Source organism: Marinobacter sp. KM021 (assembly GCF_050707965.1).
Taxonomy (GTDB): domain Bacteria; phylum Pseudomonadota; class Gammaproteobacteria; order Pseudomonadales; family Oleiphilaceae; genus Marinobacter; species Marinobacter shengliensis.
In genome coordinates this window covers 303,011-314,347 of sequence record NZ_CP136129.1, presented here as the reverse complement: position 1 = coordinate 314,347, position 11,337 = coordinate 303,011, and the positions used below count along the sequence as shown (strand labels likewise).

The window sequence follows — 11,337 nt, the reverse complement described above, 5'->3', positions numbered from 1 at the left end:
TACTTGCTCCCATTCCAATGGACAAACAATGGATCACCTGATCAGCCACAAACACCATTTGTAAACGACAACCTTTATCATTACAATCCGCGTTACAATTTTTACACCCGACCCCCAACCCATCAGAGGAATATCCAGGAATGCAGTTGCCCAATTCCACCAACAACAAGGAATACAAGCATCCGCCGCGCGGTTCGTGGACCGCAGGGCTCCTGACGCTAGCAGTGACAACCACACCGGTTCTGGCCCAGGAAACGCTTACTCCAATCGATGTCAGTGGCGAGCGTATTGAAGACCCATCTGCCCCAGTAGATGGGTATATTGCGACCTCTAGCCGGGCAGGAACGAAAACCAACACCCCGATTACCGAAATTCCACAGTCTATCTCTGTGGTTACCGCCGATCAGATGCAAGACCAGGGCGTTGCCAGTGTTCAGGAAGCCTTACGCTACACCGTGGGCGTAGGAGCCGAGCAGTTTGGTCTTGATAGCCGGGGCGACTGGCAGTCCGTGCGCGGCGGCGATCCAGTGATCTTCCTCGATGGCATGCAAAAGACTTTCGGTTTCTATCAGAGCCCTCGCACAGAGCCTTACCTGCTGGAACGCATTGAAGTCATTCGTGGGCCCTCTTCCGTGCTTTACGGCCAGGGCAACGTGGGGGGCCTGGTAAATCTCGCCACCAAACGCCCACAGGCAGAACAGTCTACCGAACTGAAACTGCAGGTAGGGAACCACTCCCGAAAGCAGGCAGCAGTCGATTCAACAGGGGCGCTTAATGAGGACGGCACCCTGCTTTATCGTTTTATTGCCCTGGGCCGCGATAGCGACACACAGGTCAACAAGGTTGAGGACAATCGAGTGGTCATCGCACCTTCGATCACCTGGCGCCCAACGAATCAGACCGAGTGGACTGTTATGGCGCTGCACCAGGAGGACCGTTCAGGCACCACCACGCAGTTCCTGCCTATCGAAGGGACCCTGAAACCGTCACCATTTGGCCTGCCACAGATCCCCATCGATCTGTTCATCAGCGAACCAGATTTCGACCGCTACAACACTAAGGAAAACGCGGTGACATCGTTGTTAAGCCACCAGCTCAACAACGTTTGGACAGTGCGGCAAAGCCTCCGTTACTCGGAGACCGAGGTAGACTACCAGAGCATCTACCCTCAATTTACTCCTGCCCTCAAGGAGAACGGGGATATCGCTCGGGTCGCCTACGCCAACAAGCCAAACCTGGACACCCTGACCGCAGATCATCAGGCAGAGGCTTTGTTCTCAACGGGCAATGTGGATCACACGGTACTGCTTGGCTGGGATTACCAGCATGCGGTCAGCAGCAGCCGCCGAGCCTACAAGGCAGACATCGGCGACTTGAACGTGTTTAATCCGGTCTACGGAAACTATGACCGTTTGACCGAAAGTGATTTCAGTGACACGCCGGAAAATACCATCATCCAGAGTGGGTTCTACGCCCAGAATCAGATGACCATTAATGATCGCTGGATTGCCGTGCTGGGCCTTCGGCACGACAGCGCCCGCAACAAGACCGAGGGCGGCTCGGCCTTCACCGACGAGGAGGTCACCGGCAGGGCTGGCCTGATGTACAAGTTCAGCAACGGTATCACGCCTTTCATCAGCTACTCGGAATCCTTCAAACCGGTCACCGGTCTTGATGCTTTCAACAATCCGTTCGAGCCGTTAAAAGGTGAGCAGGTTGAAGTCGGCGTAAAGTATCAGCCGGCTGACTCCGCGAGCCTGTATACCGCTACGGTATACGATCTGCGCGAAAAGAACCGCCAGGCTCCTGACCCCGTGAATCCGAACAATCAGATTCAGAATGGCGAGACCAGCGCCCGTGGCATCGAATTGGAAGCGAAAGTGGACGTGAATGCCCACTGGGACCTGATCGCCAACTATGCCTACACTGATACCGAGGTTGAGGAGGGCAACAACAAAGGTGCCCGACTGCCAAGCATTCCCGCCCACACAGCATCGATCTGGAGCCAACATGACCTGCGTTCAGTTGGTATTCCGGGGCTTCGGGCCGGTGCCGGTGTGCGCTATGTCGGGTCAAGCTGGGATGGCACAGACCAACTCAAGACCCCCGCAGAAACCCTGCTGGACGCCATGATTGCCTACGGTCGTGACAACTGGGAACTGGCTTTGAACGTCAACAACCTGACCAATGAGACCTACTTCACGACCTGCTTGGCTCGGGGCGATTGTTTCATAGGCACCAAACGCACAGTAACGGGCACCTTGAGTTACCGTTTCTGAGTCTTTCCTGACGAACACGAAAAAGCCACCGCAAACCGGTGGCTTTTTTGTGTCGTACACTCTGGTATCGTCTAGATTACTCACTAGTCGTCGGCGTGGCACCGCTGACACTACCTTAGCGTGGAGGAGACCTCATGAACCGCTCGACTATCGTCATCGCCGCGGGCTTATCAGTACTGGTAACGTCCCCAGTATGGTCTGACCAGACGTTCTCATCCAACAAAACCGATTTCCGGATAGAAACCGTCGCCCAGGGCCTTGAGCACCCCTGGAGCCTGGCTTTCCTGCCCGACGGCACCATGCTGGTCACCGAACGTGAGGGTCGGCTTCGCCAGATTGAAAACGGCAATCTTGTGCGAGAGCCGGTGAAGGGATTGCCGGAGCTGGTTGCCTCCGGCCAGGGCGGCCTTCTGGATGTGGTGCTGCACCCGCAGTTCACCGACAATCAGACCCTGTTTCTGAGTTACGCACACCGCAACAGTGACGGCATGACTACCCGGGTTGCCCGTGCCACGTACAACGGCGAAGCGCTTGAGAAGGTTGAAGTGATTTTTGAAGCTTTACCCCGCTCCAGCAATGGCAGGCACTTTGCGGGCAGGATGGTTTTTGACCGGAGCGGCCATCTCTACGTGGCCATCGGTGACCGGGGTGAAATGGACAGAGCCCAGGACAATCGGGACGATGCCGGTGGTGTTCATCGCATTTCCACCAACGGTGACGCAACTCCAGACAACCCTTTTATAGATGATTCCCGCACCAACAACACCTTCTACACCTACGGCAACCGCAACATCCAGGGCATGACCCTGCACCCGGACACCGGTGAAGTCTGGAGCCATGAACATGGCCCCCGGGGTGGTGACGAGATCAACATCATCAGGGCGGGGAATGACTACGGCTGGCCGAAGGTCACCTACGGCATCGACTACTCCGGCATCCCCATCTCAGACAAGACCACTATGGACGGTGTAACCGATCCACTGCACTACTGGGACCCGTCTATTGCCCCCTCTGGCATGGCTTTTTATACCGGCGACCTTTTCCCCGAATGGCAGGGGGATTTGTTTGTCGGTGCCCTGAGGAGTCAAAAACTGGTGCGTCTGACCATTAACAACGAACAAGTGATTGAGGAAGAAGATCTGCTCACCAATCTCGGTGAGCGAATCCGGGATGTGCGCATGGGGCCGGATGGCGCCCTGTGGCTGCTGACCGATTCACGCCAGGGCAAGGTGTACCGGGTGGTGCCGGCCGAGTGATCAGTGCGGATCGTTGGTGCGTTCGGTTTTCTCGAACTGGGGCAGGTTGTCGGTGATATCAAACCAGTCAGACTTTGACCCCACGTAGACGTGCTGGGCCGCCTTTTTTCCCAGGGGTTCGTTGATCACGCCCACACGCAGTCTCAGGATACCGGGGATGGCGTCAACACGGCTGTATAGCTGACTGCCACAACGGGGGCAGAAAGCCCGGTATTTGCCGGGCCGGGATTCGAATTCACGCACTTGATCCTGTCCGGCAACATACCGGAAGCGCACCGTCTGAACCGGCACACTGGCTGAGAAAGCACTGCCGTGCGCCCGACGGCACTGGCTGCAATGGCACAGGGCAACCGGGCCAAGCGGGCCATCGTATTCAAACTGGATATCACCACAAAGGCATTGGCCGGAGTACATCACGCGCTCCCGATTCTGGCTCACAAACTATGGGCGCTGATCATACCGTGTCGGGCCCGGAATGCCACCCCGGGCCAGCCATTGCGCGACTCTCAGCCGCCGTACTGACTGTTCAGGTAAGCCATGATCCGGCCTGATTCAAACAGCTGCTGGCCAGTATTGGGGTCTTCCAGGTAAGGCACCTGAACACGGCCGTGTTGCTGAAAAAACGCATCCCGCTTGCCGCCCGGTATGGGCCTGTACTCGCCTGGCTTTAAACGTTGTTTGGCCGGGCCGATTTCGGTCCAGTGCTCCTTGCCCAGGTTATGCAGTGTGTAGGGAATCTCCAACTCGCACAATCTTTCCCGCACCAGACGCGAATACGGGCTACCCTCAAAACTCCAAAGGTGCAGCCCCTGCTCCGGGCGGCTACCAGAGGTGGCACGCAAGCCGCGCAGTTCACTGGCGGCCGATCCGATTGAATTTAAAGCTGGCTGCCAGGCTTTGGACTGATAGTAGCCGGGCACAGACCGACCGGCATACTGACTGAACAGGTACGCAACAATATCCTCAGATTCGTAGATCACCTTGTTGGTGTTCTGATCCACCAACAACGGAAACTGCTGTTTGCCGCCCAGGGCCTCGGCTTCCGGGCGGAAGAAACGGCCGCCTTTGGGGCAGGGTCGTATTTCCACATCCAGGTGCAGCGCGGTCAGCACTTCCCGCACACGGCGACAGTAGGGGCAGGCTTCCATATCATACAGAATGATAGGTTTCTCCGGCTGCGGAATAGCCTTGATCACCAGGCATCCACGCCAGGCAGCAAAGGAAGAGGTTGCCACGGATTCCAGTACGTTCACCTGATGTCTGATCGCTTTGAGCATATTGTTCCCTTTGTTCGTTGTATTCGGTTCACGGGCTCTGGGGCGGCATTGTCTCACAATCGCTGTCTGCCCCATTGGCCTGGGTGTCAGCAAGGTCCGGTCAAAGCTAACCCCATGATTCTGAAAGGCACTTACGTGCTGTCACAAAAACTCAATATAAACAACGACTCTACTGCCATTTTTTAACGTCATGTATAGCTTTTCTGCATAGTACAAAACCACGGGATGAGCTATTGTACAAAGAGAACATAACAACGGGCTGGTGTGATGCTGATTCAGGGTTTGCAGGCGAGGACCTGCGCTTCAAGGTGTGTAACCTCACCCAAGCGGCTGGTATTGGCCATTGCGGCTGCCTGCACCATGGCAAGCACGCCGGCCCTGGCCCAGGAAAGCAATACCGCTGCCGCAGCCTTTGCGGAATCCCGTCTCTGGGCCAGTCAGATCAAAGACTACGCAAACAAGTCCCTGAATAGCGAGCAGGCCCTCAGTGTTGCAGCCATTCCCCTTAACGGGCCGGGCATTGAGCAGTATGTGAACGCTGACGAACTGATGAGCCCTGGCTCCATCATGAAACTGGTCACCACCTACGCCGCTCTGGAATTGTTGGGCCCGACTCATCACTGGAATACCGACTTCCTGACCGACGGTACCATGGTTGGCGATACCCTGCAGGGCAACCTGTATGTGCGTTTCGGTGGCGACCCCAAACTCACCTTTGAGCGACTTTGGGGTACCCTTCGGGAACTGCGCAGCATGGGTATTAACCGGATTGAAGGCGATCTGGTTCTGGATGGCAGTTATTTTCGGGTGGATGGTGGTTTCCCTGCCTTTGAAGACAACGGCAACAATCCCCACGCGCCGTTTCTGGTGGAGCCCTCCGCTTACCTGACCAACCTTAACCTGTTGCATTTTCAGGTGCGCGCAGATGAACGGGGTACCCAGGCCTGGACTACGCCCGATCTTGGTGAAGTCACCATTGATAACCGGGTAACCGCCCTGCCGGAAGGCCCCTGCCCCGCTCGCAGCCGCTTTGACTGGAAACCGGTGTTCCATAACGATCACAGGGTAACCGTTCAGGTTACCGGCGAACTTCCGCAGGGTTGCCGGACCACAACCTATCTGTCTTTGCTGCCCCATGAGCGCTATTCCGCCTCCCTGATCCGTTCCGTGCTGTCTGAAATGGGCGTGATTGTCAGTGGCGGCGATCGCTTCGAGACTACACCGGATGAAGCACGCTTGGTTATGCGCACCACCTCACCAGACCTCGTAACCATGGTGCGGGACATCAACAAGTGGAGCAGTAACGTCATGGCCCGGCAAATGCTGCTGACCATTGGCGCCGAATTTCGCAAGGATGATGAACAGGATGACCGGGTGGCGGGCATCCGCGCCATATATGACTGGCTGGAAGGGCTTGGCATCAATACGGCGGGCATGGTGATTGATAATGGCGCAGGACTGACACGCCACGGCCGGATTACCGCGCGCCAGGGCGCCCAGATTTTGCAGCACGCCTGGAACAGTCCCTATTCTTCAGACTTGATGGCCTCCATGCCGATCATTGCGATGGATGGCACCATGTCCCGGCGCCTGAGAAATACCGGCATGGACGGCCAGGGCCGGATCAAAACCGGCTACCTTGAGCATGTGCGCTCCATCGCCGGCTTTACTCGTGATGACAGGAACACCACCTGGGCCATCGTCGGCATGGTCAATAACAACCCGGCATGGAATGGCCAGGCGGTGCTGGATCGCGTGCTTTACTCCCTGCATTTCCGGCCACCGGTCGGAACGTCCCTGTCCCAGTCACCGGCTGATGGCTCGGGGCCTTCCATCCAGTAAGGCACCGGCCAGTAAAAGCCTGAACCTACCGGGATACCCCAGCCATGTCAGGCAGCTTGTGCGCGATACCCTTGTGGCAATCGATGCAGGTTTGCTCGCCGTCTGCCAATGCCGTTGAGTGCGCCTGGGACGCCCTTGGATCCTGCAGCGTGAAGTCCATCGAATCGAACTCATGGCAATTACGACACTCAAGGGAATCGTTGGCTTTCAGCCGCTGCCACTCCCGCTCCGCCAGCTCACGTCGCTTGGCCTCGAATTTCTCCGGGGTGTTGATGGAGCCAAATATCCAACCCCAGACTTCTTTCGAGGCTTCCATCTTTCGGCCAATCTTGTGAGTCCAGCCGTGGGGCACGTGGCAATCTGAACATTCGGCACGTACACCTGATCGGTTAGTGTAATGGATGGTTGTTTTCAGCTCCTGATACGGGTTGCTGTACATCTCATGACACCCTATGCAGAACTGCTCGGTGTTGGTCACTTCCAGCGCCGTGTTGAAACCACCCCAGAAGATGATCCCGGCAATAAAGCCGCTGAGCGTCAGGAAACCGAGGCTGTAGTGCACACTGGGCTTGCGCAACAGATTCCAGTAGAGCTTCAGCCGTTTCATCATCAGCGATCTCCTCTGTTGGAGGCACGGATCACTTCATCCACGGCTTTGAAATCTGACTCCACCAGCGGCTGGGCATCGGTTTGGGGCACATGGCACTGGGTACAGAAATAGCGCCCCGGCGTTACCTCAGCCCGCACCTGAAAGTGACGATCCATAAAGTGAGTCACGCTCACCATGGGCGCACCCGCCTGCACGGCTGCCTCGCGGCTGTGGCAATCCAGGCAACGGTTGAAGTTCTTGTCTACCTGATAGTCGCGGATGGCATGGGGAATCACCGGCGGTTGCTCCGGATAGTTACGCACTTCCCGTTTCACCTCTCTGGGATCACCGGCGATAGGCGGTGCGGGCAGATCTTGTCCGAGAGTTCCGCCTTTGCGCAGTCCATCCGGTGAAGAGGGTGACAAATGATCGCTCTCGGCATACGCCAGGAAGGCCAGGGAGGCGGCCAGAAAAAATACAAGCGTTCTCATGGTGACGTCTCCTTAAGCCAGGTTAACCAGTTCCAGACGGACAGCGCACTTCTTGAAGTCGCTCTGTTTGGAAATGGGGTCAGTTGCGTCCAGCGTGACCTTGTTGATCAGCTTTCCGGCATCAAAGAAAGGCACATACACCATGCCCTTGGGCATACGAACACGGCCACGGGTTTCCACCCGAACCCGGACTTCTCCCCGGCGGCTGATCACCTTCACCTCACTGCCGCGCCGCCAGCCCCTGTCACGGGCATCATCGGCGTTCATGTACAACAGCGCATCCGGTACTGCCTTGTGCAGCTCGGACACACGGCGGGTCATCGAACCAGTGTGCCAGTGCTCCAATACCCGGCCAGTGCACAGCCAGAACGGGTATTCGTCGTCCGGAGATTCCGCAGGCGGCTCATGGGGTACCGCGAAGATTCGTGCCCGGTTGTCCGGGTTGCCGTAAAACTGGAAACCACTGCCCTCCGCCACGTATGGGTCTGACCCTTCGCGATAGCGCCACAGGGTTTCCTTGCCGTCAACGACTGGCCATCTCAGGCCGCGGGTGGCGTGGTAGGTCTCGAAATCGGCCAGGTCTTTGCCTTTGCCGGCACCAAACTGGCGGTACTCCTCGAAAATGCCCTTCTGGATGTAGAAACCAAAGTCTTTCGACTCCTGGTTCTCATAATCCGGGTGCAGGTCGTCCAGTGGATAACGGTCCACATTGCCGTTGCGGAATAGCACGTCAAACAGGGTTTTGTCCCGCGTTTCGGGTGCCTTGGCAATCAGATCCTCTGGCCACACATCGGCCACTTTGATTCGCTGAGACAGGGCCACGGTTTGCCAGAGGTCTGAGCGGGCGTCTCCTGGTGCGTTCACAAGCTGGCGCCAGAGCTGAGTCCGGCGCTCAGCGTTACCAAACGCCCCTTCTTTTTCAACCCAACCGGCGGCGGGCAGAATCAGGTCTGCGGCCTGCGCCGAAACCGTGGGATAAATGTCGGAGACAATGATAAAGGTGTCGGGATTACGCCAGCCCGGCAGGGTTTCCTGCATGGTATTGGGGCCAGCCTGGATATTGTTGGTGACCTGGGTCCAGTACACCTTCAGTTTGCTGTCTTTCAGCATCCGGCTTTGCAGCACTGCGTGATAACCTGGCTTGGCCGGGATGGTGCCCTCCGGCAGTTTCCAGATTTTCTCGGCCTTGGCCCGATGCTCCGGATTAGCCACCACCATATCGGCTGGCAGGCGATGGGCGAAGGTGCCTACTTCACGGGCGGTACCGCAAGCGGAAGGCTGACCAGTCAGCGAGAACGGGCTGTTGCCCGGGGTGGCAATCTTGCCTGTCAGCAAGTGGATGTTATAGATCAGGTTGTTCACCCAAACGCCGCGGGTATGCTGGTTTACGCCCATGGTCCAGAAGGTGGTGACACGCTTGTCCGGATCAGCATATAGCTTTGCCAGGCGTTCGAGCCGTGCTTCAGAGACGCCGGAGATCTCGGCGGCCTTCTTCACATCGTACTCACGGACATGCCGGGCAAAATCCTCAAACGACATGTCTTCCCAGTCGTTGGCATTATTGGCGTTCTTGGCATTCTGCTCGCGCGGGTCTTCCGGCCTCAGACCGTAGCCAATGTCGTCTGCGCCACGCACAAACCGGGTATGTTTACTGACGAAATCCCGGTTCACCGCGTTGCTCTGGATGATGTAATTGGCAATGTAGTTCAGAATTGCCACATCGGCGTGGGGCTCCATCACCATCGGCAGGTCGGCCAGATCAAAGCAGCGATGTTCGTAGGTTGAGAGCACGGCCACTTCGGTACCGGGATGGGACAAGCGACGGTCCGTTACCCGAGTCCAGAGGATCGGGTGCATTTCCGCCATGTTGGCGCCCCAAAGCACGAAGGCATCAGCGCTTTCGATGTCGTCATAGACCCCCATCGGCTCATCGGACCCAAAGGCCCGCATGAAGCCTGCCACCGCCGATGCCATACAATGGCGGGCATTAGGATCGATATTGTTGGAGCGGAAGCCGGCCTTGAACAGCTTGCTGGCCGCGTAACCTTCCCAGATGGTCCACTGGCCGGAACCAAACATGCCAACGCTTTCCGGTCCGTGCTCCTTGATGGCACTGGTGAATTTTTCTGCCATCACATCCAGGGCTTCGTCCCAGCTGACCTCCTGAAAATCGCCCTCTTTGTGAAATTTACCGTCGCGTTTACGCAGCAAGGGCTTGGTCAGCCGGTCGCGACCGTACAGAATCTTCGACAGAAAGTAGCCCTTCACACAGTTCAGACCACGGTTCACTTCCGATTGCGTGTCGCCATGGGTCGCCACAATCTGGTTGTCCCTGGTTGCGACCATCACACTGCAACCGGTGCCACAAAAACGACAGGGCGCCTTGCTCCACTTGAGCTCAGTGAGCTCAGCATTCGTGATCAGATTACTGGCCGCCGCCGGTATCGACAGGCCGGCAGCAGATGCCGCCATGGCCAGCGCATTGGCTTTTGCGAATTCACGTCGTGTCAGGTTCATGACATTGCTTCCTGTTGTTCTGTTTCTGACTGTCCTGTAGCAATCAACTGTTGCCTCGCCTCTTCGGGCGACATCACTTCGTGGTAAACCAGAATGCATTCCAGAACGCCTGGCGCACTCTCAATCAACTCCATGGCACCGAGCAAATCCTGATGGCTACTACCCTCTGCCAGAACCACCAGTTTGCCAATCGGGTCTCGAGTGCCCTCCTCCAGGCCCGGCGTTTGCTCAAGCAGTTCAAGAACAGCATCCAGAGACTCCGGGCGCACGTGTACCAGAAAACTGGCAATGTGAATTTCGGCTTTCTGCGAATCAGGCATGGGCTGGCTCTCTCTGTTCCTGAGTAATCAGACTGATGGCATCTTCAGGGCACACGGCGACGCAGGCACCGCATCCGGTACACTCGTCTTCGGCAATCTCCGGGACGGCGACATGAGCAAGCCTGGGTGGAAATCGGATGGCCATTGGCTCGCAGGCGTCGCGGCAGGTCTGGCAATGGATATTGGCTTTGGCAAGGCAGTTATCCTGCACCTGGGCACGCCAGGGGAATGCCTCAGGGGCCAGGTCAAACACCGGTTCCGGGCAGGACCTGGCGCATTCCCCACACAATGTGCAGCCTTCGCCGGTAAAGCGGATTTGCGGAAAACCGCCATCACCACGAAACAGCACGTCTTCCGGGCAGGCCTCAATGCAGCGATCGCAACGGGTGCACTGGTCAGTGATGGCCTGGCTTGTCCAGGGCGGTCGCCACTTCGACGCAACCGCTCTGCCGCCGCGCAGAAAAAGCCGGCGGGACTCGTTCACAGCCATGTTCGCCCCTATCCCCCGGGTGGCCCCGGCGGGCCCATGAATACCTGGGACATCCAGACCAGGAAGCCGTAGCCGCCCACCACGGCAACGGCCAGGATGGGAAACAGGAAGACGATGATGAAGACAAATAACCGGAATTCGCTGCTCTTGCGCTGCTCCGGCGTCAGTTGTTGGAGGTCGTCCATAAACCCGCCTTTTTTATGTGTGTATTCATTACCCTAGTCAAACAGAGCAAACTTGGCAAAAATCAAATTTGGTATTTCTTTGGGGGTATAG

General features: G+C 57.1%; 11 protein-coding genes. 3 read left to right on the top strand and 8 right to left on the bottom strand.

The features are described from left to right. The first annotated feature begins 140 nt into the window (after window positions 1-140). Together RVM24_RS01545 and RVM24_RS01540 are read left to right on the top strand one after the other, a co-directional pair. Complete coding sequence (locus tag RVM24_RS01545) at window positions 141-2,279, top strand: TonB-dependent siderophore receptor (protein ID WP_431474852.1); 2,139 nt, start codon at window positions 141-143, stop codon at window positions 2,277-2,279. Between the two features lie 134 nt (window positions 2,280-2,413). Beyond that, window positions 2,414-3,535 (top strand): PQQ-dependent sugar dehydrogenase, encoded by a 1,122-nt coding sequence (locus tag RVM24_RS01540; RefSeq protein WP_431474851.1) that lies wholly within the window; start codon window positions 2,414-2,416, stop codon window positions 3,533-3,535. Here the strand turns inward: RVM24_RS01540 and RVM24_RS01535 are convergent, their stop codons facing one another. Both RVM24_RS01535 and RVM24_RS01530 read right to left on the bottom strand, forming a co-directional pair. Continuing rightward, on the bottom strand, window positions 3,536-3,949 hold the full coding sequence (locus RVM24_RS01535) for a GFA family protein (RefSeq protein ID WP_230713674.1): 414 nt from the start codon (window positions 3,947-3,949) through the stop codon (window positions 3,536-3,538). Window positions 3,950-4,041: 92 nt separating this feature from the next. Beyond that, window positions 4,042-4,812, bottom strand: coding sequence for a glutathione S-transferase N-terminal domain-containing protein (locus tag RVM24_RS01530; protein WP_106693583.1), 771 nt, complete (start codon window positions 4,810-4,812; stop codon window positions 4,042-4,044). A 267-nt stretch (window positions 4,813-5,079) separates the two neighbouring features. Between RVM24_RS01530 and dacB the strand changes: the two genes are divergently transcribed. Beyond that, window positions 5,080-6,654, top strand: a complete 1,575-nt coding sequence (gene dacB / locus RVM24_RS01525) for a D-alanyl-D-alanine carboxypeptidase/D-alanyl-D-alanine endopeptidase (RefSeq protein ID WP_396631692.1) — start codon at window positions 5,080-5,082, stop codon at window positions 6,652-6,654. 25 nt (window positions 6,655-6,679) lie between these two features. Here the strand turns inward: dacB and RVM24_RS01520 are convergent, their stop codons facing one another. The 6 genes from RVM24_RS01520 to RVM24_RS01495 are packed head-to-tail and all read right to left on the bottom strand — an operon-like array spanning window position 6,680 to window position 11,246. After that, window positions 6,680-7,264, bottom strand: coding sequence for a NapC/NirT family cytochrome c (locus RVM24_RS01520; protein ID WP_072677850.1), 585 nt, complete (start codon window positions 7,262-7,264; stop codon window positions 6,680-6,682). Continuing rightward, entirely contained in the window at window positions 7,264-7,734 is a 471-nt protein-coding gene (locus tag RVM24_RS01515; RefSeq protein ID WP_058090636.1) for a nitrate reductase cytochrome c-type subunit, read from the bottom strand. The genes RVM24_RS01520 and RVM24_RS01515 overlap by 1 nt, the downstream gene beginning before the upstream one ends. 12 nt (window positions 7,735-7,746) lie before the next feature. Further along, entirely contained in the window at window positions 7,747-10,251 is a 2,505-nt protein-coding gene (gene napA / locus RVM24_RS01510) for a nitrate reductase catalytic subunit NapA (protein WP_431474850.1), read from the bottom strand. Further along, complete coding sequence (locus RVM24_RS01505; RefSeq protein ID WP_138437734.1) at window positions 10,248-10,571, bottom strand: chaperone NapD; 324 nt, start codon at window positions 10,569-10,571, stop codon at window positions 10,248-10,250. Before RVM24_RS01505 ends, napA begins: the two co-directional genes overlap by 4 nt. Then, entirely contained in the window at window positions 10,564-11,061 is a 498-nt protein-coding gene (gene napF / locus RVM24_RS01500; protein ID WP_431474849.1) for a ferredoxin-type protein NapF, read from the bottom strand. The genes RVM24_RS01505 and napF overlap by 8 nt, the downstream gene beginning before the upstream one ends. 8 nt (window positions 11,062-11,069) lie before the next feature. After that, entirely contained in the window at window positions 11,070-11,246 is a 177-nt protein-coding gene (locus RVM24_RS01495) for a periplasmic nitrate reductase, NapE protein (RefSeq protein ID WP_072677854.1), read from the bottom strand. Window positions 11,247-11,337: the final 91 nt, after the last annotated feature.

Coding starts and splice junctions, on each gene's coding strand:
- RVM24_RS01545 (WP_431474852.1), top strand. CDS start 141: ATGCAGTTGCCCAATTCCACCAACAACAAGGAATACAAGCATCCGCCG.
- RVM24_RS01540 (WP_431474851.1), top strand. CDS start 2,414: ATGAACCGCTCGACTATCGTCATCGCCGCGGGCTTATCAGTACTGGTA.
- RVM24_RS01535 (WP_230713674.1), bottom strand. CDS start 3,949: ATGTACTCCGGCCAATGCCTTTGTGGTGATATCCAGTTTGAATACGAT.
- RVM24_RS01530 (WP_106693583.1), bottom strand. CDS start 4,812: ATGCTCAAAGCGATCAGACATCAGGTGAACGTACTGGAATCCGTGGCA.
- dacB (WP_396631692.1), top strand. CDS start 5,080: ATGCTGATTCAGGGTTTGCAGGCGAGGACCTGCGCTTCAAGGTGTGTA.
- RVM24_RS01520 (WP_072677850.1), bottom strand. CDS start 7,264: ATGATGAAACGGCTGAAGCTCTACTGGAATCTGTTGCGCAAGCCCAGT.
- RVM24_RS01515 (WP_058090636.1), bottom strand. CDS start 7,734: ATGAGAACGCTTGTATTTTTTCTGGCCGCCTCCCTGGCCTTCCTGGCG.
- napA (WP_431474850.1), bottom strand. CDS start 10,251: ATGAACCTGACACGACGTGAATTCGCAAAAGCCAATGCGCTGGCCATG.
- RVM24_RS01505 (WP_138437734.1), bottom strand. CDS start 10,571: ATGCCTGATTCGCAGAAAGCCGAAATTCACATTGCCAGTTTTCTGGTA.
- napF (WP_431474849.1), bottom strand. CDS start 11,061: ATGGCTGTGAACGAGTCCCGCCGGCTTTTTCTGCGCGGCGGCAGAGCG.
- RVM24_RS01495 (WP_072677854.1), bottom strand. CDS start 11,246: ATGGACGACCTCCAACAACTGACGCCGGAGCAGCGCAAGAGCAGCGAA.